We start from the raw sequence: 22524 nt of genomic DNA, 5'->3' as shown, positions 1-22524 counted from the left end.
TACGATTGAGAAGCGCGGCGGAATCTCTTAGATTGATCGCTGGAGGCTTTGTTCGCGGAGACGCGCACATTGCCTTCTTTTCGTTTTAGGAAGCGCTGCCCTAAGCGACAGAAGCCAGAGCTTTGACAATGCGGCATTCCGCGATGGAGCCGACCATGTATCTTGATCCTATCGGTGCAGACACGCGATGATGGCGGTCACGACGGCGGTGGTTTCCGCGACGTCGCGCACCCTCACTGTGTCGAGGCCGATTTCAGCAGCGGGATAGTCATTCCCACCGGGGAATATCGCATCCCCAATGAACAGCATCCCGTCGAGCGGGACACCGCTCTCGGCACTCAGGCGCTTCAGGCCATAGCCCTTGTCGATCCCTGCTCTGGTCACGTCGATCGATGTCGTGCCACCGAGATTGATCGAGAGCTCCGGCAGCTTCGCGCGCAACGTGGCCTGCAACGCGGTCCTCTTCTTTCGGTCAGGATCCCACGCTTCCTTTTCCTTCAGCGGCGCTGCCTGCCCCAGGCCCGAAAAGGTGATCTGGCTGCCCCGGTCCTCGATCCGTTCGCCCCAGATACGTTCGTCGGCGAGACCGGCATCGGTCAGCGCCTGATCGAAGGCCGTGCGGATCTTCGCCTTCTCCGCGTCGTCGAACAGTTCGGCATAGACCGCGCGCCAAGCGCCATTGATGAACCGATAGAGTTTCGTGCCTGTGGTCGGCATCAACCAGAGACGGTCGAGCGCGACGCCGGCAGGAAGGCGCGAGGCGATCTGCTTTTCGAACTGCGGCCAGTCCCCGCCCGAGATCACCGCCACATCCGTGATGGCGAGCAATCGGGCGAGGATTGCGGCCATATCCTCCGATAACGGCCGCTTGCTCTCGGCAAGCGTGCCGTCGAGGTCGAAGGCGATCAGCCACTTCATGCCGCCTTCCCTGCCGGATCGCGGTAGGCGAGCAGCCTGAGCGCATTGATGACGACGAGCAGCGTCGATCCCTCATGAACCGCCACCGCTGGCCCAATGCCGAGGCCGAGGATGGTAGCAGGCACCAGGAAGGCGACGACACCCAGGCTGACGAAGACGTTCTGCCGGATGATTCCACGGGTATGGCGGCTAAGACCGACTGCGAATGGCAGGTGCGCCAGATCGTCGGCCATCAGCGCCACGTCGGCTGTCTCCAGCGCAACGTCCGACCCCGCCGCGCCCATCGCGATGCCGACCGTGGCGCTTGCCATCGCCGGCGCATCGTTCACGCCGTCGCCCACCATCGCGACCTTGTCTTCGCCGGCGAGCTTCTTGATCGCGGCAACCTTGTCTTCGGGCATGAGGTCGCCCCACGCTTCGTCGATCCCGACTTCGTCGGCGATCGCTTCGGCGACTTTCTGGTGATCGCCGGAGATCATTATCATCCGCGACACGCCCATCTCGTGCAGCCGACGCAACGCGGTCTTGGCAGCTTCGCGAGGCGTGTCCATCAGGCCGATCGCGCCCAGGTCGCGGTCCCCCTTGCGGACCACCATTGTCGTGCGGCCGTTCTCGCGCAGCTTCGCGATTGCGTCCTGCGCGCCCTGCCCCAGCGCCGGAATGCCCTCACTTCCGAACATCTCGGCCTTGCCGATCCACACCGTCTCGCCATCCACGCTCGCGGTGACGCCCCGACCGGTCAGGCTCTTGAGGTCGCCGGCAGTCGGCACGGCACGATCGTTCAGACGTTCGCGGCCGTCCTTGACGATCGCTTGGGCCAGGGGATGGTCGCTCAACGCTTCGACGGCGACAGCCAGCGCCAGCAACTCGCCTTCATCGGCGCCATCGACGGGCACGACATCAGTGATGCGCGGACGACCTTCGGTCAGCGTGCCCGTCTTGTCGAAAGCGATCGCTTTGAGCGACCCGAGGTTTTCGAGCGGTGCACCGCCCTTCACGAGCACGCCGCCCCGCGCTGCACGGGCAACGCCCGACAGGACCGCGCTCGGCGTTGCGATCGCGAGCGCGCACGGGCTTGCCGCCACCAGCACCGCCATCGCGCGATAGAAGCTGTCGCGGAACGGCTCGTCGACGACCACCCATGCGAACAGCAGGAGCACTGACAGGACCAGGACGGCGGGCACGAAGATCCGTTCGAACCGGTCGGTGAAGCGCTGCGTCGGCGACTTCTGCGTCTCCGCTTCGCTCACCATCTTCACGACCTTGGCAAGCGCGCTTTCATTGGAACGGCGTGTCACCTCGATCTCGATCGCGCCGCCGCCGTTGATCGTACCAGCAAAAACCCGGCTTTCCGCGTCGACTGCATCGGGCTTGGCGCGTGCCGCTGCGGCATCTGCGACCGGCACCTTGTCGACCGGGATGCTTTCACCCGTGACCGGGGCCTGGTTGATCGCGCTGGTGCCCTTGATGACGAAGCCGTCGGCAGGCAGGCGCTCGTTCGGGCGGACGATGGCAATGTCCCCGACGACCATCTGCTCGACCGGGATTTCGCTGGTCTGCCCGCCGCGTCGCACGGTCGCGGTTTCGGGCGCGAGCTTCGCCAGCGCCTCGATCGCCTTCTTGGCGCGGCCCATTGCATAATGCTCAAGCGCATGGCCGAGGCTGAACAGGAACAGCAGCAGCGCACCTTCGGCCCATGCGCCCAGCGCAGCGGCGCCGGCCGCAGCGACCAACATCAGCGTGTCGATCTCGAACTTCTTCATCCGGAGGTTGTCGATCGCCTCGCGCAGCGTGAAGAATCCGCCGAAGAAATAGGCTGCGATATAGCAGGCGGTCGGCAGCCATTCGGGCGCGCCAGCGACCAGCCTCTCGATCGCGTAGCCGATCCCCAGCAGCGCGCCACAGGCGAGCGCGAAGATCAGCTCGGTATTGGGGGCCGAGAAATTCGGCGTGGCTATGGTCGTGGCCATCGCCGGGGCCGTGCTTCTCTTCGCCCGCGCCGTGGCCCCCGGGGCCGTGGTCGTGGCCGGCATGTTCATCGGCAGCGACCCGCTTGCCCACCCTCACCTTCAGCTTGCGAAGCGCAGCGCGCACCTCCTCTTCGGTGGTTTCGCGGCGATCATATTCGACCCGGACAGACCCGCTGGTGCTGGCGCTTGCCTGGACCACGCCGGGCAAGGCGCACAGCGCATCGCTGACCGTGCGCGCCCGACGTTCGTGGTTGATCCCCGTCACCTGCCAGATCGCATGGCCGTAGCGCTCGGTGATTTCGGCACCTGCGGCGCGCACCATTTCGCGCAACCGTGGCAGCGGCAGCTTGGCGGCATCGAAATGGATGCACAGCGCCGCTGGCGTGTTGCCGTCGAGACAGATCACATGCGCCCGCTCGACACCTTCGCGCTTTGACAGGGTTGATACGAGACGGTCCAGGCAGGCATCGGCCGCGTCAGGAAGGTCCGGCAACAACACTGGAATGTCGAGTTCGAGCTTGTCGTTCATGACGACCTCCTTTCGCTTTTCTTGGTTTCGGCGCGCGCGTCGCGCAGGATTTCGACACCGCCCTTGATGGCGATGATGGCGGTGGCGAAGCCGACCAGCAGGTCCGGCCAATTGGTACCCAACCACAGCACTAGCACGCCGGCGATCAGGATGCCGCCGTTGGAAATGAAGTCGTTGAAGCTGAAGGTGGTTGCGGCCCGGAGATTGACGTCCGGATCCTTGAGGCGCTGGAGCAGCCGCAGGCAGAGGTAATTCACGACGCCGGCGATCGCGGACATGACCATCATGGTAGGTCCGATGGGCTCGCTGCCCTGCACGTAGCGCCGTCCGACATCGATCAAGATGCCGCCCGCGAAGATCAGCAGCATGACGCCCGAAGCGACCGCGGCGCGTGTCTTCCATGTCTGGCCCCGGGTGAGCGCCACAAGGCTCAGCGCATACACAGCCGTATCGGACAGGTTGTCGACGCCGTTGGCGATCAGCGCGCTCGAGTCCGCGAAGAAGCCGGAAACGAAGAAGCCCGCAGCGATCGCCGCGTTCAGCAGCAGGACGATCCACAGTGTGCGGCGCTCCTGCCCGCCATTGTTGTCGTTGCCCGGGATCATCCCATCATCTCCTCAAGTGTCAGCAGGGCCAGGAAGCCGACGAAAAACATCGAGCTGATGAGCGGGGTGTCGGGTTTCTCGTGCGCCTCGACCAGCAACTCCTCCGTGACGAGGTAGAGCAGCGCCATCAGCCCGAAGCTGAGGAAGCCGGCGATCATCACCGGCGACAGCGCGGCGACAGGCACGGCAGCGAGCGCGCCGATCGGCAGCAGCAGGGCCAATGCCGAGACGATCACGATGATGCGCAAGCGCGAGCGATAGGTTTCCGCCAGCTCGTCGGTCAGCGTCAGTCCCAGAAATAACACTTCCAGAGTGAGCGCGATCGTCAGCAGGAGACCTGCCTTCTCGCCCGCCACGAAAGCGAGGCCGAGCACCAGGCCGTCGACCAGAATGTCGATGCCGATCGCGGCGAGTAGCGCCATCGGCCCCTTGAAGCGGGCCTCAAGAGCCTTGAGCCCCAGCATGGTCGCGACGCCCGCCGCCCCGCCGATCAACGTCGCGCTGGGCGATGCCTCATGCTTGACCTGCGGCAGGATTTCGGTCGCTGCCGCCGCGAACACGACGCCGGCAGCGAGATGCTGTAGGCCCGCCACGAGGCCAGGTTTCAACTTGGTGCGGCTCGCGACAATCGCGCCGAGCACGACCGCCAGCACAGGCGCAAGCGTATAGAGCAGTGCCTGCATTTCCTAGGACTCCTCCGGGGTTCGGTGGCAGACGCGGATCTTCCCGCGTCGCGTGAACGCGATCGATCCGCCCGCCACGACAGCCCGCGAATGGTCGCCGCGAAACTCGTCACCGGTTCGCTGCGCGCGCAGGATCTCGGTCCTGCCCTTCGGCAGCCAGGTGACGGCCATTTTCAAGCCGTCATCGATGAAGTCGACATCGGCGCGTGTGCCGTCGTCGCAGTACATGATGCGCTGCGCGATTAGTTTCGACGTCAGATGCTTTTCATGCGCCGGCTCGGTAGGCTGGGTCGGCGCTGGATTACACGCCCCTATAACCGCCCCGGAGACGAGAACGACGCCGAGGCGCGCGATCGCCAGACCGGCCCGATTCAGGCCGCACAAGGTTGTCACATTTGAAATCGACGTGTCAGACATCGGTCTCTTCCGACGAAGCGCCCTGTGGCGTTCGAAGGCAGGGCAGTTCATCGCGTGCCTTCCTGCTCGCAGATCCGGGTACGGCCATCGCCTTCCACGATGGTGAGCTGCGACCCCTTGAAGGTCGCGGTGGCTGTTTCGCCGACATATTGCAGGCCCTGCGCTGGCGCGGTCAGCATCATCGGCGGTCCCCCGTTGGAGCGCCGCAAATCGATCTGCAGGCCGTTGTCCTTGTAATCGACGAACAGCGGTTCCCCGTCGGAACAGCGATATCTATGCCGCCCCATTTCCCCGGTCGCCACGGCGCTGTCGGGCGAATGGATCTGCTGCTCCGTTGGCGGGGCTGGCGGCTTTCTTTCCGAGCACGCCGCGAGCCCGACAACGAGGATGACGGCGGGCAGCACCCGCTTACAGTGCATCATCATCGCGCCTTCCTCCTGTAGCGGAAGGGGACGCGCTGACGATTGATAGCCCGGGCAGGCTGACCTACCCGCCAGCGGAGATAGGTTGCGAGGCGATCGTCAGATTCGACCATCAGGGATCGCAGGCGGCGCAACATCATCGCCGCGAACGGCAGGGAGAGCGCCCCGCGCAGCGTGCAGCTATGCGTTAGCCTGGTGCCGCCATCGTCCCCCGCCAGCTCGTACCGCTCTTCGAGCGTGAACAGATAGGGGATGCCGCAGGACCAAGCGAAGGCGTGCGGTTTATCGAATCGATCAATCCGTGCTGGCGTCCGAATTGGCCGGGTGATGCCCTGGATCGCAAAGGTGCATTCTGTGTCGCCGAGCCGGGACGGATCATCGAGAAATACGAGCGGACTCCACGCCCGGCGATGATCCGGATCGGTGAGTGCCGACCAGATGCGCAGTGGCCCGCCGTGAAGCATCGAGCTGGTTATGGTGCGAGGCATATCCCCATCTCCCAGAGATGGGCGGGGCGATCGCGGATCGCCCCGCCCATCCATCAGGCCAAGTTGTTCACGAAGGTCTGACCGTGGTCGTCCCCTTCATGCTCCTCATTGTAGTGCTCGGGTTTCTCGATCACTTTCTGCCCGAACCGGGCATAGAGTGTCGGCAGCACGAACAGCGTAAGAAGCGTCGCCGAGATCAGACCGCCGATGACGACCGTCGCCAAAGGCTTTTGAACCTCTGCGCCGGCGCCTTCGCCCAGCGCCATCGGCACGAAGCCGAGGCTGGCGACTAGCGCGGTCATGATGACGGGTCGCAGACGCTGCATCGCGCCAACATGCGCGGCTTCCTCGCGGCTCATCCCTGATCGGATCAGATCTTGGATCGAGCTGACCATGACGAGGCCGTTGAGGACCGCGATGCCCGAGAGGGCGATGAAGCCCACTGCCGCCGAGATCGAGAAGTCCATGCCCCGCAGGAACAGCAACAGGACGCCGCCCACCAGCGCGAAAGGCACGCCGGTGAACACGATCGCGGCGTCGCGGACCGATCCCAACGCCCCGTAGAGGAGCAGCAGGATCAAGATGAAGCAAGCCGGAATGACCAGCTTCAGCCGTTCGCTTGCCGATTGGAGGTTCTCGAACTGGCCGCCCCATTCGAGATAGGTGCCGGCAGGCAGCCGGAGTTGGCTGCCGATCGCCGCCTGCGCATCCGCCACGACGGATCCGACGTCGCGGCCACGCACGTTGGCTTGCACCACCACGCGCCGCTTGCCGTTCTCGCGGCTGATCTGGTTCGGACCATCGACCACCTTGATCTCGGCGACGCTGGACAGCGGTACATAGCCGCCGCCTGCCACCGGCACCTGCACCTGTTGGAGCAGGCCGATGTCGGCACGCTGCGCCTCCGACAGGCGGATCACCACGGGGAAGCGACGGTCGCCCTCGAAGATCTGGCCCGATGTTCGCCCGCCGATCGTCGCAGTCACGGTGTCCTGCACATCCTGAGCCGTAACGCCCAACCGCGCCATCGCGTCGCGGTTGACGCGAATGTCGAGCATGGGAAGACCGGTCGTCTGCTCCACCTTCACGTCCGCTGCGCCTTGCGTTCTGCGCAGCACCGCCGCGATTTGCTCGGCCGTCCGGTTCATCTGGTTGAAGTCGTCCCCGAACACCTTCACCGCGATGTCGCCGCGCACGCCGGCGATCAGCTCGTTGAAGCGCATCTGGATGGGCTGGGTGATCTCGTAGGCATTTCCCGGAATCTTCGCGAGATTACCCTCGATCCGGCTGACCAGCTCCTCCTTGGGAAGCTCAGGATCCGGCCAATCCTTGCGCGGCTTCAGGATGACGAACATGTCGGTCGCGTTCGGCGGCATCGGGTCGGCCGCCAGCTCGGCGGTGCCCGTCTTGGAATAGACGAATTGCACCTCCGGCTGCTTCGACATCATCCGCTCGATCGGCACCTGCATCGCCTGGCTCTGCTGGACCGACGTTGCCGGAATGCGGAGCGACTGGATCAGCAAATCGCCTTCGTCGAGCTGCGGCAGGAACACCGAGCCGAGCGTAGTGAAAGCAAGCGCCGCCACCACAAGGCTTCCCACACCCGCACCGATCGTCAGCGTCGGGCGCTTCATGGCCCGGTCGAGACCGGGTTCGTAGCGCTTCTTCAGCCACGTGATGATGCGGCCGTCCTTCTCCTCGACCTTCTTCGACAGCCAGATCGCAATCATCGCCGGCACGAAGGTGAGAGAGAGGATGAAGGCGAAGGCGAGCGCGATGATGACGGTCAGCGCCATCGGTCCGAACGTTTTACCCTCCACGCCGGTCAGCGTGAGCAGCGGTACGTAGACGAGGATGATGATTGCCTGCCCGTACACAGAGGGACGGATCATCTCACGCGCAGCGGCTGCCACGGTCGCGAGCCGTTCCTTGACGCTGAGCAATCGGCCTTCATGATGCTGTTGCTCGGCAAGCCGGCGCAGCGCGTTTTCGACAATGATGACGGCGCCGTCGACGATCAGACCGAAGTCCAAAGCCCCAAGGCTCATCAGATTGGCCGAGACCCCAGCGCGCAGCATACCAAAGCCTGTCAGCATCATGGTGATCGGGATGACCAACGCCGCGATCAGGGCCGCACGGAAGTTGCCGAGCAGCAGGAAGAGCACGACGATGACCAGCACCGCGCCTTCGGACAGGTTTTTCGCGACCGTCTTGATCGTCGAATTGACCAGCTCGGTGCGGTTCAGCACCGGCTGAATTACGACGTCAGGAGGCAGCGAAGCGTTGATCGTCTTCAGTTTCTCAGCGACCGCGGTCGACACGATGCGGCTGTTCTCGCCGATCCGCATGATCGCCGTGCCGACGACGACTTCGGTACCGTTCTCCGATGCCGAACCCATGCGGATCGCCTGACCCGTCTTCACAGTCGCAACTTGTTCGACCGTGATCGGCACGCCGTTACGTGTCGCGATCACGGTCCTGGCCAACTCGCTGGCATTGCGAACGAGCGCATCCGAGCGAACAGCCAGACCTTCGCCATTGCGATTGACGAAGCCACCGCCGACGCTGGTGTTATTGCGCTCCAGCGCATTTCCCAGGTCCGTCAGCGTGATGCCGAGCGAGGCCAGCTTCTGCACGTCGGGCACGACGAGGAACTGCTTGGCGTAACCGCCAATCGAGTCGACACCGGCGAGGCCCGGTGTGGTCTTCAGAAGCGGCGTCACGATCCAGTCCTGCGCGGTGCGCAGGTAGGTCGCCTTGTCCTCTTCGGTCGTCAGTCGCTCGCCCTCTGGCGTGATGTAGCTGCCATCGGGCTGTTGGCCCGGTTCACCGGGCTTGTGCTTGTCGTCCTCGCGATGATCGAGACGAACGGTGTACATGTACACCTCGCCCAGGCCTGTCGCGATCGGACCCATTTCAGGGTTCACGCCGTCGGGCAGATTCTCTTGCACGCCCCGCAGACGCTCGCCCACCTGCTGGCGGGCGAAATAGATGTCCGTCGCGTCCGAAAAGACCGCCGTGATCTGCGCGAAGCCGTTGCGGCTCAACGAGCGCGTATATTCCAGGCCGGGGGTGCCGGCGAGCGCGGTTTCGATTGGAAACGACACCTGCTTCTCGACCAGCTCGGGCGAGAGGGCAGGCGCGCGGACGTTGATCTGGACCTGATTGTTGGTGATGTCCGGCACCGCGTCGATCGGTAGCCGGTAGAGGGAAAAGGCGCCGATGGCGGCGACGATGACGGTGAGGAGCAGGACTAGCCAGCGCTTCTCGACCGCCCAGGTTACGATACGGGCGATCATGGCTTAATCCTCGTGGCTCGCTTCGCCCTTGCCGATCTCGGCCTTGAGCGTGAAACTTCCGGTGGTGGCGATCTGTTCGTTGCCGGTCAGGCCCGACCGGACGATCACCGTGTCGCCCGACGCATCGCCGAGCTGGACCGGGGTCGCCTTGAAGCCGGTGGGCGTGCGCACGAACACGACCGACTTGCCCTCGAAACTCTGGACCGCCGTCGTCGGCACGCGGACCGCCCCGCTCCCGCCGCTGCCCGTGAGCTGCACGGCTGCCGTCACAGGCTCGCCGACCCGCCATTCGCCACCGCGATTGTCGAGGGTGGCGAGCGCAGGCACGAGCCGCGTCTGCGGATCAAGCGCCGGCGACACGAAGGTCACGCGGGCGGTCGCCTGACGGCCTGCCGCCTTCACCAGCACCGTATTGCCGGGACGCACCCGGCCCGCATCCTCGGGCTTGAGATTAAGCGCGATCGACACCTGGCTCAGGTTGGCGATGCGATAGAGTTCGGCATCCGCCGCGACCGTTTGTCCCAGCGTCACGGGGCGCGCAATGATCTGGCCCGAGATCGGCGCGGCAATGCCGAGCCGGTTGAGCCCGCCGCCGCCGACACCCGCCGCCGAAACCATGCTCTGCGCCTGCGTCAGGGCGATCCGCGCCTCCGTCGCCGCTGTGCGGGCGGCGATCAGATCCTGTTCAGGGGAGACTCTCTGCGCGAACAGCCGCTGTTCGCGCGCGAGGTTCGAATTAGCGAGCTGAAGCCGCGCCCGCGCCGCCTCGACCTCGCCCTTGATCTGCGCCGCCTCGCGGCTTTCGATGACCGCAATGGTCTGGCCGCGTTCGACCGATTGGCCGAGGTTACGGGTGAGCGCGACCACGCGTCCCGCAATTGCGGCCGAGACGACCTGCGTTCCCTGTGGGTCGCCCTCGATGATCGCGGGCAGCTCGATCGTCCCGGCCCCGCCGATGATCGGCCGTCCGACCTGGACGCCCGCTGTGGCGATCTGGTCGGCACCCAATGTGACGACGCCTTCACCGGCATGACCGCCTTCAGCACCGCCCTTTTCCGTGCCCGCTGCCGTCTCATTGGCAGCTGCGCCTTCGGCAGTTGCCTCGTTTCCGCCATCCTTGCCGCCGCAGGCAGCCAAGAGCAGGGCGAGCGACGCCGCGCCCGCGAGATAAAAGCTCTTCATCACTGATTCCCCCCATTGGGCGCACGAGCGGTCAGTCGCTCCACTTGCGCGCGGGCATTCTGGTAATTGGCAAGCGCGTCGATCGCGGCGACCCGCGTTTCGGCGAGCGTGCGTTCAGCATCGAGCAATTCGAGCTGGCCGAACTTGCCCTCGCGATAGCCGATCCGCGCGATGCGGGCGGCCTCCTGTGCAGCCGCCAGCGCCGGCCCCGACGCCGCACGAGCCGTCGTTGCGGCATTGGCCGCCTGCGCCTGCGCGTCCGTGATCGCCTGTTCGATGTCGAGCGCGGTCACGCGGCGCTGCGCATCCGCCTGGGTCCGCTGCGCGGTCGCCTGCGCAATCGCGGCGCGACCATTGTTGAACACCGGGATCGGGATCGACACGCTGAACACCGCCGCCATGTCGTTGGTCGCTTCCAGGCGGCGGATCGACGGCCCGACGTTCAGGTCAGGCACGCGATTGGCGCGCGCGAGCCGCACGCCGGCTTCGGCAATGGAGAAATCCGCGTTGGCTGCCGCCAGCGCGAGTGTGCCGGTCGTGTTGACCGGTGCCAACGGCCCATAGACGTTCACACCGGGAAGGCGATCGAGCAGCGTGTCATCGAGCAGGCCGTCGATCGGCCGTCCGATCCGACGCGCCAGATTGGCGCGGGCCGCCTCGGCCAAGCGAAGCTGCCGCTCCACATTGGCGTCGGCATTGATACGCGCGACATCCGCGCGCTGTTGCTCGAGTGGCGATGCCCGCCCTGCCTGCACGCGAACGCTCGCGGCCCGCAGCGCATCGCTGGCGATCCGGGCCTGATCGCGGGCTGTCATTACCCGGCGATCGGCCGCGACCGCTTCGACATAGAGCTGCGTTACCTGAAGCCGGACATCCGCCGCGATGATCGCGGCCTGGATCTCGGCCCGGGACAATTGCGCATTGGCGACCGCGACGCGGGCGCCGCGCTTGCCGCCTAGCTCGATCGGGATCGCAAAGCCGACCGTGGTTTCCGCGCTGCGGCCCCCCCGATACGGCCCGGAGCCGATGACATTCTCGACTTGGCCTTGAACCACCGGATTGGGCCGCAAGCCGGCGACTGTGCGACCTGCACGGGCCGCGTCGATTCCAGCTGTCGCCGCTTCCGCAGCAGGGGCCGAACCGCCCGCTGCACTGACCGCTTGGTCAAGCGTGTAGACCGGCGCATCCTGCGCAACAGGCGCGGACGGTCCGACCTGCGCCTGCGCCATCGTGGCGCAAGACGCTGCGGCCAGCATGGCCGCGAGGATACGATTCATGAAAATAGGACTCCTGACGATGATCGACAGGGGCGCGCCAACGCACGCCCAAATCGGACGTCAGGCTTGGGGGGGCCTCAAATGGACCATGCCGGTGCGGCCGTCGAGCGACGCAGAGGCGGAGATTGTCGGCTTGAGCACTGTGAGGACGGGGGTATATTCCATCGTCGTGCGCGCAGGCGCGCCGACGTCGTGTCCGTGACAATAATTGTGATGATGCGGGACATTCTTGTCCGAGTCCGATGGCACCTGATCGATGTCACCGGCGGTATGGACCGTGAACTCAACGCCCGCGATGCTTCCCCCCGCCAGATCGGCGGCATGGGCCATGCCGGAGAAGCTGGTCAGGACCAGCATCAGGCATGTCAGGAAAGGCAAAAAGGCTCGCACTAGCTTGCCTCTATCACGGAAGGGTTTTCATGTCATTGCACTAATTCGAACCAAGGGTCACTGAGCCGGAACCCGAGCGGGATCGGTCGCGCCCGTTCCAGGCGAACCCGACCGCAATGGCGACCGCCATCAGGAGTTGCGCCAGCACCGATTGCCAAGTGGGAAACACGCCGAGCATCGACAGCCGTGGCACGTCCGCGAGCGGTGCGATGTTGATAAGGCCGGCTTCCTGGAGCGCGGCGACGCCTTTACCCGCCAGCACGACGGTCAGGACCGCCATGAGCCAGGAGCTATAGCGGAAGAACTGCGCGATCGGCAGCTTGCGACTGTAGCGAAGCATGGCCCAAGCGATCAGGCTGAGCAGTCCAATCGCCGACCCGGCCCCCGCGAGAAGCATCCCGTTGTCACCTTGCGCCGAAAGCGCGGCATAGAACAGGATCGTCTCGAAGACCTCGCGATAAACTACGACGAACGCCAGCCCGAACAGGAACCAGCCCGACCCGCCCGAGAGCGCCCGCGACATCTTCTCGCGAATATAGCGCTGCCACTGATCGGCCTGCGCCTTGCCGTGCATCCAAATCCCGACCGAGAGCAGCACGACCGCGGCGAACAGCGAGCCAAACCCTTCCGTCAGCTCCCGGCTCGCACCGCTGATCCCGATCGCATAGGTGGCGACCGCCCAGGTGATCCCGCCCGCGATGATCGCGCTGACCCAGCCGCCATGCACGTACCGCAGCGCCTCGCCGCGCTCGGCTTTACGCAGGAACGCGATCATGGCGACAACGATGAGCAGGGCTTCGAGCCCTTCACGCAGCAGGATCGTGAACGCGCCCAGGAACGTGGACGCTTCGGTGGCGGCATCAGGCGCGAGCGCCGCTTCCGCATCGTCGAAAAGGCCGCCCAGTACTGCGACCTTCTCCGCGAGATCATCGGGCGACGCGCCCCGGTCGATCGAGGCGCGGAACTCCCCCATCGCGCCCTCGATTCGACCCATCAGCGTCGCGTCGCGCGCGGTGAGTGTTGGCTCGATCGGCTCGAACCCATCGAGATAGGCCGACAGCGCCAGCTCTTTCGCCATGCGCGCATCGCCGCGCCGCGCAGCCGCCACGCTTTCGGCGAGTTTGGCGCGGGCGACCGCGAGCGAGCCGGGAGCCTGTTGTATCACCTGTTCGGGATGACGACGCAGGAACGCGAGCACTGGGTCAGCCTTGGCGTCGCCGATCGCCGCGCCGAGCGCGGCCGGGGTGAGCGCGACCAGGGTTTTCAGGTCCGGAATGCGCCGGCGAAGGGTCGGGTCGGATTTCCAAAGCCGCTCGCCTTCGCGCGCCTGCGCATCCGTGAAGGCGAAGCTCCCGGCTCGGAATGCTAACGCCCAGCGCTGATCGTTGGGCAGATCGGCGAAGCTCTGCATCGCGGTCCCGTCGATGCCTTGCGTCACCACCTGATAGAGCGCGAACACGCTGCGCTGGCGCGCGCGCTCGGCATCGGTGAAAGCAATCGGGGGCGTAGCGAGCTTGGCGGCGTCAGGGCCACGGCCGTTGCCCGTCATCCCGTGGCAGGACGCGCAGGATTGTCGGAACAGGGCATCGCTGGAGACGAGGTTCGGAGCCTTATCGGGCGCGAGCGGCACCGGGTAGGCGCGCAACAGATCGGCCGCGAGCCCGTGCGCCAATGTTGCCACCTGTTCAGTCGGTCCCTTTTCCGCGATCACCGCCTGGAGGTTGGCAGCCCGCTGGATGAGGGCTTGACGCTCCGGCTTCGCCGGCAGGCCCTGAAACCGTGTCGAGACCGACGCGGCGAACTCCGTCATCTCGGCATATTCCGACGTGCTCTTGATCCGACCGTTGGCGACCGCGCCGCCATAATCGACGGCCATATAGTCGAGCAGCCGCCATGCGGTTTGCACGTCGCCGGGTTCGGCGATTGCCGCAGCAGGGATCAGCAGCGCCGCGAGCGCGGAGAGCAGCCGCAACGAGAGCATTGCCCGGATCAACGCGAGCAGACGCACTACCGCTCTCCCAATTCGCGCCGAGCGCCAGTGACGATTTCATAAGCGGAGTGGAGGAACAGGAGGGCGATGAGGCCGGCGACGGCGAGGTCCGGCCAGGCGCTTCCTGTCCACGCCACCAGACCGGCCGCGGCGATCACCGCCACGTTGGCGAGCGCGTCGTTGCGGCTGAACAGCCAGATCGCGCGAACATTGGCGTCCCCTTCCCGGAAACGCGCAAGCACCAAGGCGGACACGACATTGATCGCGAGCGCGACAACGCCGATTGTGCCCATCAGTTCGGCATCGGGCGCGGTTGCGTTCAGGGCGCGCCAAATCGCGAAACCGATTACGCCCACGCCAAGCGCACCGAGAAACAACCCCTGCGTCAGCGCGACCTTTGCCCTCGCCCGTGCGGACCAGGCAAGCGCGAGAAGACCGATAAGGCTGATCGACCCGTCCCCGAGAAAATCGAGGGAATCCGCTTTCAGCGCTTGGCTATCGGCGATGAACCCGCCGAACAGCTCGGCGACTCCGAAGCCGAGGTTGAGCACCACGACGGTCAGCAGCGCACGGCGATAGGCCGGATCGGTTTGCGCGCGCGCGGGCTCCCCGTGGCACCCGCAGCTTTCGGTAGAAGCATTCATGCGGCCTTCCTTACCACCTCCAGTCGCTGTAGAAGCAAGCGAAATGTGCGACACGTTCGCATAAGCAAGGATGGCATGATGAAGCCGGTGATGATTGGGCAGCTCGCCAGCGAGACCTCGACGAAGGTGACGACGATCCGCTTTTATGAGTCGATCGGGTTGCTCCGATCCGCCCCTCGCACGGCGTCGGGTCGCAGAACCTACGATGCCAGTGACATTGAGCGTTTGCACTTCATCCGCAACGGTCGCCGGCTTGGCTTCTCCGTCGACGAGATCCGTTCGTTGATGGGGCTGGCGCAGAACCCGGACCAGGATTGTGGTGCCGCCTCAGCTATCGCTGCTCAGCACCTCAAGGATGTGGAGGAGAGACTGGCGCAACTCGCGGTGTTGCGGGATGAGTTGGCAATGCTCAGCCAGAGCTGCACCAAGGCGCGCATGGCCGATTGTCGGATCATGAAGGCGATCGGCAAAGGCCACCCTCAAGCCGATCAATAATAATCGGCCAGCCTGAGCTCGCGCACATCACCCGAGGCCATCGTCAGCTTTACGAGGGTGCCAGCAGGCCGGGAGCGCACTTGCCAGAGCTCCCCACGCGTATAGTTCGCATCGATCGAATGGCCGTTCACCGCCACGATCCGGTCGCCGACCGCCCAGCCAGCCTTTTCCGCGGGACTGTTCGCCGCCACATGAACAACGGTGAGCGCCGTTGGTGAGGCTGCGAGGCCAAGGCCGCTACGGTCCTTCAGCATCGGCAGGCGACGACGAGGACCGAGTGGCCGGAGCCACACGAATCCGGCGGTCACGTCGAACACCACGTCGAATTGAGCGATCAGCGGTAGGCCGACATTGCCAACCGTGCTGGTGGAGAGCCAAGCTCTCATCCCGAGTGTGGGGACGTTCGAGACGCCAAGCCCTTCGATGTTGATGTTCTGGATCGTGAAAGCATCGTTGATACGCACACCATCGACGCCGCCGATCGCCGCGGTCGAGACGAGCTTCCCGTTCAACAGCCCTTGATCGCGGGCATAGGCCGACGAGAGCATCAGCGCGGCCGAGCTGCCAAGATCGATCATCAAGGGCACGGGAGGCAAACCCGAGACGGAAGCTCGAATGAACAGCTCCTGCTTGGCACCGCGCCCGAGCGCGACAGCGCGCCAGTCGGGACCGGCGAGAAACGTGCCTGACTTGACGACCGCCATACGCCTTTTCGCGAAATCGAGCGCGATGCAGCTACCCGTGAACATATCGGCACCGAGGAGGATATCGATCGGTCGTCCGAAGGCCGCCGACACTGAACTCAGATCACCAACGACGGCAAAGGGTAAGCGACGGGTTTCGCGGGCGAGCTGTACGTCGATGTCGCGGACCAGCAGGCGTCACCTCAAGCTTTGTACGCTGAACAACGATTTTCCGGACATAATGTGAACATTGGTGTCAGGCAGCGGCGCGAAGGTACTGGTAGAGGGTTTCGCGGCTGATGCCCATGTCGCGCGCTATGGTCGCCTTGCGTTCACCGGCGGCAACGCGGCGGTGCAGATCGGCAATCATCTCATCCGAGAGCGACCGTTTCCGCCCCCGATAGGCGCCGCGCTGCCGAGCGATCGCAATGCCTTCGCGTTGCCGTTCGCGGATCAGAGCGCGCTCGAACTCAGCAAACGCACCCATGACCGAGAGCATCAGATTGGCCATCGGGGAGTCCTCCCCCGAGAAGGACAGGCTTTCCTTCTCAAACTCGATCCGGATACCTCGCTTGGTGAGGCCCTGGACCAGCTTGCGCAGGTCATCCAGATTGCGGGCCAACCGATCCATGCTGTGGACGACGACGGTATCGCCTTCGCGGGCGAAAGTGAGCAGAGCCTCAAGCTGGGGGCGGTTGACGTCCTTGCCCGATGCCTTGTCGGTGAAGGTCCGATCGAGCGACTGACCTTCCAATTGGCGATCCACATTCTGATCGAACGTGCTGACCCGGACATAGCCGATCCGTTGCCCCTTCACTGCGCACTCTCTCCATCAAAATGTCAGGTTGAAATCTATGATACGTAACGAAATTCGTCAACAAATTCCGTTTATCACCCTAATCTGACAGAAACCGCAGTACCGCCCTGACGTCCAGTTAGGCTATACTCCAAGCTGACATCACAAAATCAAATCCCTCAAAGATGGCGTCAATTGCCTTGATGGGGTAAAAACTGGAGTGCTTCCAGGATGGGACATTCGGCAACGTCATCTCCAGTGCATCTGGCTAACGTGGTCGCCAGCGTCACCTCTATCTTCTGCAAATCTGCAATGCGGCGGCGGACATCTTCAAGGTGGAGTTCGGTTCTCGCCATAACCTCCGCGCAGGTTTGTGCACCGGTATCGGTGAGCGACAACAATGACCGTATCTCATCCATTGCATAGCCAAGGTCGCGCGCGCGCAGGATGAACTGCAACCTTTGCACCAGTTCCGGCGAATAGACGCGGTAGCCGTTGGAACTGCGAGGCGGCCCCGGCAGCAATCCCACCTTCTCGTAATAGCGGATGGTTTCGAGATTGCAGCCTGTTTTCCGGGCAAGCTGGGCACGCAAGATGCCGACCTGTTGCTCCATGAAAATACCTCTTGAGTCTGTAGTGGCTACAGAGCCTACACTGCGAATCACTCAGTTGGAACAAGGGATTCAAGCCATGGTCTCAACGCCGGAAGCGGGACAGCCAGCCCTCACCGAAAACCACGAGCCGAAGCAGGCAAACTGGGTTGCGGCGGGCGCATTGATCGGCGCGGGGCTCGCCTCGGCTTGCTGCGTCGTCCCGCTACTGTTGGTTATGCTCGGAATTTCCGGCGCGTGGATCGCCAACCTGACGGCGCTCGAACCTTACAAGCCCTATGTCGCAGGCGTAACGCTCGCGCTGCTCGGCTACGGCTTCTGGCATGTCTATTTCAAGCCGAAACCGCCCTGTGAAGACGGTTCCTACTGCGCTCGTCCACAATCGGCTTGGACCACCAAGGCGGTGCTGTGGCTGGGCCTTGCCGTCGCCATCCTGGCGCTCACCATCGGCTGGTGGGCACCCTGGTTCTATTGAAAGGAAATACCCATGAAAAAGACAGTATGTATCGCTATGGCCGTGCTGGCTATGGCTGGCGGCGGGGTCGCCTATGCAGTTAGTGGCACGGCGCAAGATCGCCCCGCGGCTACCGCAACCGCTCAGAAGCAAACCACCTTTGCCATAGAGAACATGACCTGCGCCACCTGCCCGATCACCGTGAAGAAGGCGATGGAAGGCGTCGCCGGGGTAACGGCGGTCACGGTCGATTTCGCAGCCAAGACCGCGCGCGCAACCTATAACCCGCGCCGCACCAATGCTGCTGCGATTGCCGCTGCATCAACCAACGCGGGTTATCCGGCGCGCGCTATTCAAAACTGAGCGGGGCGCCGCCAGCGCCTCAAGAAAGCGATAAGCAATGAACGACTGTTGCAACCGCCCCGGGCAGGAAGGATTTGACGTGGCCGTCATCGGCGCGGGTTCTGCCGGGTTCTCCGCCGCGATCGCCGCTGCCGATCTGGGCGCGAAAGTGGCGCTCGTCGGTCACGGCACGATTGGCGGCACCTGTGTCAATGTTGGCTGCGTTCCTTCCAAGACGCTGATCCGCGCCGCCGAAGCGGTGCATGGTGGGCTTGCCGCCGCGCGCTTTCCCGGCCTTGGGGGCGCTGTCCAGATGGATGACTGGTCCGTATTGGCGGCGTCGAAGGACGATCTTGTCACGACGCTGCGCCAAAAAAAATATGTCGATCTGCTGCCCGCCTATGACGGTGTGAGCTATATCGAGGGCAAGGCACGCTTTGCCGATGGTGCGCTGATTGTCGGCGATGCGCCCATGAAGGTCGGCAAGGTCATATTGGCGATGGGTGCGCACGCCGCCGTGCCGCCGATTCCGGGGATGGACAGCGTGCCCTACCTAACCAGCACATCGGCGCTGGCGCTGGATCGCTTGCCCAAATCGCTGCTGGTGATCGGTGGCGGGGTGATCGGGGTAGAACTGGGACAGATGTTTTCGCGTCTGGGCGTTGATGTCACCATCTGCTGCCGAAGCCGCCTGCTCCCCGAAATGGACCCGGAAGTGAGTGCCGCGCTGAAAAACTATTTGGAAGCCGAGGGCGTGCGGGTTTGCGCAGGTGTCGGCTATCAGCGTATCGCCCAAACACAGAGCGGGGTCGAATTGACCTGCGAGGGGCATTGTGACACCGTCGCGGCGGAACAGGTGCTCATCGCCACCGGACGCCGACCCAATAGCGACGGGCTTGGGCTGGAGGAGCGCGGCATAGTGCTTGCCCGTAATGGTGGAATCGTCGTCGATGACCACCTCGAAACGTCGGTTCCAGGCATTTACGCGGCGGGCGATGTAACGGGACGGGACCAGTTCGTCTACATGGCCGCCTATGGCGCAAAACTGGCCGCGCGCAACGCGGTGACGGGCAACCAATACCGCTACGACAATTCCTCCATGCCATCCGTCGTCTTCACCGACCCGCAAGTCGCCAGCGCCGGCCTCACTGAAACGACAGCACGGGCGCAAGGCCTGGACATCAAGGTTTCGCTGCTCCCGCTCGATGCTGTGCCAAGGGCACTGGCAGCACGCGATACGCGGGGTCTCATCAAACTGATTGCCGACAAGGCGAACGACCGTTTGCTGGGCGGCCAGATCATGGCACCCGAAGGCGCGGATTCGATCCAGACACTGGTGCTGGCGATCAAACACGGCATGACCACCCTGGAATTGGGTGCAACGATATTTCCTTACCTGACCACTGTGGAAGGCCTCAAACTGGCGGCCCAAACGTTTGATAAGGATGTCGCCAAACTGTCTTGCTGCGCCGGGTGATTGCTCGGGGATCAACCGGCAACGAATGGCCTCCCTCCAGTGCAAGCCGCTTTGGTGTCAATTTTGTTATTCGCCTCAGCGGGAGAGCAAAATGGCACGACGCCGACTTCTGACCGGAGACGAGCGCCGGCGCCTGTTCGATCCTCCTGTCCAAGAAACCGCGATCATTGGGCATTATACCCTTTCTGCGGAAGATGTTGAATTGGTTGGGCGCCGCTATGGTCCAGCAAATCGCCTCGGTCTGGCTGCACAAATCGCTTTGATGCGACATCCCGGCTTTGGTCTGCAACCCGAGATCGGGCTTCCCGACGTCATTCTTCAGTACCTCGCGGCACAGTTATTCGTCGATCCTTCCTCCTTCTCTGCATATGGTCAGCGCGCGCAAACCCGTACCGATCATGCCGATCTCGTGGCGCGTTATCTTGGCATACGCCCGTTTCGACGCGGCGACCTGGCACTTGCCCTGAATCTTGCCGCGCAAGCCGCCGAGTATACAGACAGAGGTGAACCGATTGTTCGCGCCCTCATGGTTGGCCTGAAGGGTGAGCGGTTCATTCTTCCGTCAGGCGACACACTGGAACGCGCCGGTCTTGCTGGCCGGGCACGCGCACGCAAAGCTGCCGCAGCCGCAATCGTCGAAGGCCTCAGCTCTGCTGAACTGACACGGCTAGACGAACTCGTAATCAACAACCCGGATTTCGGCATGACACCGCTGGCGTGGTTGCGTAATTTCGAAGAAGCCCCGACTGCGGCCAATATCAATGGCTTGCTTGAGCGCCTGCGCTATGTTCGCGGCATAGGTATCCACCCGGTAGTTGGGGGCGCCATTCCGGAATTCCGCTTTGCCCAATTTGTCCGCGAGGGCGGCGTGGCACCGGCATTCCTGCTTTCGGATTACAGCGTCAATCGCAGGCGGGCGACGTTGACGGCCGCAGTGATCGACCTTGAGGCCAGACTTGCCGATGCCGCGATCCAAATGTTTGACCGACTTATCGGCGGCATGTTCACGCGCGCGCGGCGTGGGCGCGAGCGTCGCTACCAAGATAGTATTCAGTCGGTGGGGCAACTCATGCGGCTGTTTGGCGCCACGATTACAGCACTTGATGAGGCTGTCCAGAATGGCGGCGATCCGCTCGAATTGATTGACGAAGCGGTGGGCTGGCACCGGCTTGTTGCGGCAAAGGCCCAAGTAGATGCCCTTGCTGATCTTGCCGGCGAGGACGCACTGGTAACGGCAACCGAGCGTTACGCCACGCTACGGCGTTTCAGCCCGGCATTTCTGGACGCCTTCACCTTCAAGGCGTCTGGAACAGGGACGGCACTGATCAAAGCCATCGATGTCATTCGCGATGCGAACACACGAAAGTCGCGCGACCTTCCCGATGGCGTTCCACTGCCATTCCCCAATCGGCAGTGGAAGCGTCTCATCACCGAAAGCGGCCGTATCGACCGCCGACGTTATGAAATTGCGATCATGGCAACCTTGCGTGATCGTTTGCGCGCCGGTGATGTATGGATCGAGGGAACCCGCAACTATCAGCGCTTCGATGCCTATTTGCTGGGTCGGCGCGACGCCGCCAAAGTGGCGGATGTGCTTCCGTTCGATTCAAATGCTGCATCCTACCTCGCTGACCGGGCACGAAATCTTGACTGGCGGCTGCGCCGATTTGCCAAGCAGTTGAAAACAAACAAGCTTGAGGGAGTGTCGCTCGAACGAGACCGGCTCAAGCTTCAGCAAATGCCGCCTGTCACCCCACCGGAAGCTGAAGCCCTCGATCGCAAGCTCGATACCCTGCTTCCCCGCGTGCGCATCACCGAGCTGCTGCTTGAAGTCGCCGAACGCACTGGTTTTTTGAACGCATTCCGTGACCTGCGCTCAGGCAAGGAGCACGACAACCCCAGCACGGTACTCGCCGCAATTCTGGCTGATGGCACCAACCTCGGGCTGGAGCGGATGGCCAATGCCAGCGAAGGCGTCAGCTATGCCCAACTCGCATGGACCCACAACTGGTATCTTTCACCCGAGAACTATCAGGCCGCGCTGGCCATGATCATCTCAGCCCATCACGAATTACCCTTCGCGCGGCATTGGGGCGCTGGCACCAGTTCGTCGTCCGATGGCCAGTTCTTCCGGTCGGGGCGGAGCCGTTCAGGGGCGGCGGACGTCAATGCCAAATATGGCGCCGAACCTGGCGTGAAAATCTATTCTCACCTTTCCGATCACTTCGCATCATTCGGATCACGGATCATGTCCGCGACGGCAGGTGAAGCGCCTTACGTGCTCGACGGGCTTGTCCTGGGCGCCGGCAACCTTCCGTTGCATGAGCACTATACCGATACCGGCGGCGCCACCGATCATGTTTTCGCACTCTGCCACCTACTCGGGTTCCGCTTCGCGCCACGGCTGCGCGATATTGGCGACCGCAAGCTGGGTTCGATCGCTGCGCCATCGACATACAAGGGCATCGAAAATCTGATGGGCCGCACCATCAAAACGGCAGCGATCGAGGCCGATTGGGATGACATCGTCAGGATTGTCGCCTCAATCAAGGATGGCACGGTGGCGCCGTCAGTAATCTTGCGAAAACTTGCCGCCTACAAACGCCAGAACAGGCTGGATTTTGCATTGGCTGAACTGGGCCGTATCGAGCGCACTTTGTTCACGCTCGATTGGCTTGAACAACCGGAACTGCGACGTGCCTGTCAGGCCGGTCTCAACAAAGGCGAGGCGAGGCACACGCTTGCCGCCGCCATCTATACCAACCGGCAGGGTCGGTTCACCGATCGCTCGCTGGAAAATCAGGAATTTCGCGCATCTGGGCTGAACCTGCTGATTGCGGCGATTTCCTACT

20 protein-coding genes and 1 pseudogene are annotated in these 22524 nt (G+C 63.6%); 5 read left to right on the top strand and 16 right to left on the bottom strand.

Annotated elements, in window-relative coordinates; translation table 11 throughout:
* Positions 1–168 precede the first annotated feature (168 nt).
* The 13 genes and pseudogenes from OKA11_RS22685 to OKA11_RS22625 all read right to left on the bottom strand — a co-directional run bounded on the left by OKA11_RS22685 (position 169) and on the right by OKA11_RS22625 (position 14814).
* Positions 169–918, bottom strand: a complete 750-nt coding sequence (locus OKA11_RS22685) for an HAD-IIB family hydrolase (RefSeq protein WP_004212890.1) — start codon at positions 916–918, stop codon at positions 169–171.
* Positions 915–3417 (bottom strand): annotated as a pseudogene (locus tag OKA11_RS22680) (heavy metal translocating P-type ATPase). Before OKA11_RS22680 ends, OKA11_RS22685 begins: the two are co-directional and overlap by 4 nt.
* Complete coding sequence (locus tag OKA11_RS22675) at positions 3414–4022, bottom strand: cation transporter (protein WP_004212885.1); 609 nt, start codon at positions 4020–4022, stop codon at positions 3414–3416. Before OKA11_RS22675 ends, OKA11_RS22680 begins: the two are co-directional and overlap by 4 nt.
* Entirely contained in the window at positions 4019–4705 is a 687-nt protein-coding gene (locus OKA11_RS22670) for a ZIP family metal transporter (RefSeq protein WP_004212882.1), read from the bottom strand. The genes OKA11_RS22675 and OKA11_RS22670 overlap by 4 nt, the downstream gene beginning before the upstream one ends.
* Before the next feature lie 3 nt (positions 4706–4708).
* The gene (locus OKA11_RS22665; protein WP_004212881.1) at positions 4709–5122 is read right to left on the bottom strand and encodes a hypothetical protein; all 414 of its coding nucleotides are present in this window, start codon (positions 5120–5122) and stop codon (positions 4709–4711) included.
* 47 nt (positions 5123–5169) lie between these two features.
* On the bottom strand, positions 5170–5547 hold the full coding sequence (locus OKA11_RS22660) for a hypothetical protein (protein ID WP_103095546.1): 378 nt from the start codon (positions 5545–5547) through the stop codon (positions 5170–5172).
* Positions 5544–6032: an SRPBCC domain-containing protein gene (locus OKA11_RS22655; protein ID WP_004212879.1), complete on the bottom strand. Its 489-nt coding sequence runs from the start codon at positions 6030–6032 to the stop codon at positions 5544–5546. The genes OKA11_RS22660 and OKA11_RS22655 overlap by 4 nt, the downstream gene beginning before the upstream one ends.
* Before the next feature lie 53 nt (positions 6033–6085).
* The gene (locus OKA11_RS22650; RefSeq protein WP_004212878.1) at positions 6086–9331 is read right to left on the bottom strand and encodes an efflux RND transporter permease subunit; all 3246 of its coding nucleotides are present in this window, start codon (positions 9329–9331) and stop codon (positions 6086–6088) included.
* Between the two features lie 3 nt (positions 9332–9334).
* On the bottom strand, positions 9335–10513 hold the full coding sequence (locus OKA11_RS22645) for an efflux RND transporter periplasmic adaptor subunit (RefSeq protein WP_039396764.1): 1179 nt from the start codon (positions 10511–10513) through the stop codon (positions 9335–9337).
* Positions 10513–11790 (bottom strand): TolC family protein, encoded by a 1278-nt coding sequence (locus OKA11_RS22640; RefSeq protein WP_267224606.1) that lies wholly within the window; start codon positions 11788–11790, stop codon positions 10513–10515. The genes OKA11_RS22645 and OKA11_RS22640 overlap by 1 nt, the downstream gene beginning before the upstream one ends.
* A gap of 60 nt (positions 11791–11850) precedes the next feature.
* Positions 11851–12147, bottom strand: coding sequence for a hypothetical protein (locus OKA11_RS22635; protein WP_039396785.1), 297 nt, complete (start codon positions 12145–12147; stop codon positions 11851–11853).
* Between the two features lie 73 nt (positions 12148–12220).
* Complete coding sequence (locus tag OKA11_RS22630; protein ID WP_009824024.1) at positions 12221–14188, bottom strand: cytochrome c/FTR1 family iron permease; 1968 nt, start codon at positions 14186–14188, stop codon at positions 12221–12223.
* Positions 14188–14814: a cation transporter gene (locus tag OKA11_RS22625; protein WP_004212870.1), complete on the bottom strand. Its 627-nt coding sequence runs from the start codon at positions 14812–14814 to the stop codon at positions 14188–14190. The genes OKA11_RS22630 and OKA11_RS22625 overlap by 1 nt, the downstream gene beginning before the upstream one ends.
* Positions 14815–14892: 78 nt before the next feature.
* Between OKA11_RS22625 and OKA11_RS22620 the strand changes: the two genes are divergently transcribed.
* Complete coding sequence (locus OKA11_RS22620) at positions 14893–15309, top strand: MerR family transcriptional regulator (protein ID WP_004212867.1); 417 nt, start codon at positions 14893–14895, stop codon at positions 15307–15309.
* Here the strand turns inward: OKA11_RS22620 and OKA11_RS22615 are convergent.
* From OKA11_RS22615 to OKA11_RS22605, 3 genes are all read right to left on the bottom strand, one after another.
* Entirely contained in the window at positions 15303–16106 is an 804-nt protein-coding gene (locus OKA11_RS22615; protein WP_017503485.1) for a PDZ domain-containing protein, read from the bottom strand. The genes OKA11_RS22620 and OKA11_RS22615 overlap by 7 nt on opposite strands.
* A 142-nt stretch (positions 16107–16248) precedes the next feature.
* Positions 16249–16809 carry a recombinase family protein gene (locus OKA11_RS22610; RefSeq protein WP_004213255.1) on the bottom strand — a complete coding sequence of 187 codons (561 nt, stop codon included), beginning with the start codon at positions 16807–16809 and terminating at the stop codon, positions 16249–16251.
* 170 nt (positions 16810–16979) lie between these two features.
* Positions 16980–17402, bottom strand: coding sequence for a MerR family transcriptional regulator (locus OKA11_RS22605; protein WP_014072603.1), 423 nt, complete (start codon positions 17400–17402; stop codon positions 16980–16982).
* A 76-nt stretch (positions 17403–17478) separates the two neighbouring features.
* Between OKA11_RS22605 and OKA11_RS22600 the strand changes: the two genes are divergently transcribed.
* The 4 genes from OKA11_RS22600 to OKA11_RS22585 form a co-directional block, all read left to right on the top strand.
* Complete coding sequence (locus tag OKA11_RS22600; protein ID WP_004213251.1) at positions 17479–17874, top strand: mercuric transporter MerT family protein; 396 nt, start codon at positions 17479–17481, stop codon at positions 17872–17874.
* Positions 17875–17886: 12 nt separating this feature from the next.
* Positions 17887–18216 (top strand): heavy-metal-associated domain-containing protein, encoded by a 330-nt coding sequence (locus OKA11_RS22595; RefSeq protein WP_004213249.1) that lies wholly within the window; start codon positions 17887–17889, stop codon positions 18214–18216.
* A 79-nt stretch (positions 18217–18295) separates the two neighbouring features.
* Positions 18296–19672 carry a mercury(II) reductase gene (gene merA / locus OKA11_RS22590; protein ID WP_021222959.1) on the top strand — a complete coding sequence of 459 codons (1377 nt, stop codon included), beginning with the start codon at positions 18296–18298 and terminating at the stop codon, positions 19670–19672.
* Between the two features lie 91 nt (positions 19673–19763).
* On the top strand, positions 19764–22524 hold a 2761-nt coding region (locus OKA11_RS22585), incomplete at its 3' end, for a Tn3 family transposase (RefSeq protein WP_267224565.1).

Origin of the sequence: Novosphingobium clariflavum, assembly GCF_026420865.1 — a bacterium.
In the GTDB taxonomy this organism is placed as follows: Bacteria; Pseudomonadota; Alphaproteobacteria; order Sphingomonadales; family Sphingomonadaceae; genus Novosphingobium; species Novosphingobium clariflavum.
This window is presented reverse-complemented; position numbering and strand designations above follow the sequence as displayed.

Bases quoted from the DNA above. Each gene is read 5' to 3' on its own strand.
- OKA11_RS22685 (WP_004212890.1), bottom strand. From the start codon at position 918: ATGAAGTGGCTGATCGCCTTCGACCTCGACGGCACGCTTGCCGAGAGC.
- OKA11_RS22675 (WP_004212885.1), bottom strand. From the start codon at position 4,022: ATGATCCCGGGCAACGACAACAATGGCGGGCAGGAGCGCCGCACACTG.
- OKA11_RS22670 (WP_004212882.1), bottom strand. From the start codon at position 4,705: ATGCAGGCACTGCTCTATACGCTTGCGCCTGTGCTGGCGGTCGTGCTC.
- OKA11_RS22665 (WP_004212881.1), bottom strand. From the start codon at position 5,122: ATGTCTGACACGTCGATTTCAAATGTGACAACCTTGTGCGGCCTGAAT.
- OKA11_RS22660 (WP_103095546.1), bottom strand. From the start codon at position 5,547: ATGATGATGCACTGTAAGCGGGTGCTGCCCGCCGTCATCCTCGTTGTC.
- OKA11_RS22655 (WP_004212879.1), bottom strand. From the start codon at position 6,032: ATGCCTCGCACCATAACCAGCTCGATGCTTCACGGCGGGCCACTGCGC.
- OKA11_RS22650 (WP_004212878.1), bottom strand. From the start codon at position 9,331: ATGATCGCCCGTATCGTAACCTGGGCGGTCGAGAAGCGCTGGCTAGTC.
- OKA11_RS22645 (WP_039396764.1), bottom strand. From the start codon at position 10,513: ATGAAGAGCTTTTATCTCGCGGGCGCGGCGTCGCTCGCCCTGCTCTTG.
- OKA11_RS22640 (WP_267224606.1), bottom strand. From the start codon at position 11,790: ATGAATCGTATCCTCGCGGCCATGCTGGCCGCAGCGTCTTGCGCCACG.
- OKA11_RS22635 (WP_039396785.1), bottom strand. From the start codon at position 12,147: ATGCTGGTCCTGACCAGCTTCTCCGGCATGGCCCATGCCGCCGATCTG.
- OKA11_RS22625 (WP_004212870.1), bottom strand. From the start codon at position 14,814: ATGAATGCTTCTACCGAAAGCTGCGGGTGCCACGGGGAGCCCGCGCGC.
- OKA11_RS22620 (WP_004212867.1), top strand. From the start codon at position 14,893: ATGAAGCCGGTGATGATTGGGCAGCTCGCCAGCGAGACCTCGACGAAG.
- OKA11_RS22605 (WP_014072603.1), bottom strand. From the start codon at position 17,402: ATGGAGCAACAGGTCGGCATCTTGCGTGCCCAGCTTGCCCGGAAAACA.
- OKA11_RS22600 (WP_004213251.1), top strand. From the start codon at position 17,479: ATGGTCTCAACGCCGGAAGCGGGACAGCCAGCCCTCACCGAAAACCAC.
- OKA11_RS22595 (WP_004213249.1), top strand. From the start codon at position 17,887: ATGAAAAAGACAGTATGTATCGCTATGGCCGTGCTGGCTATGGCTGGC.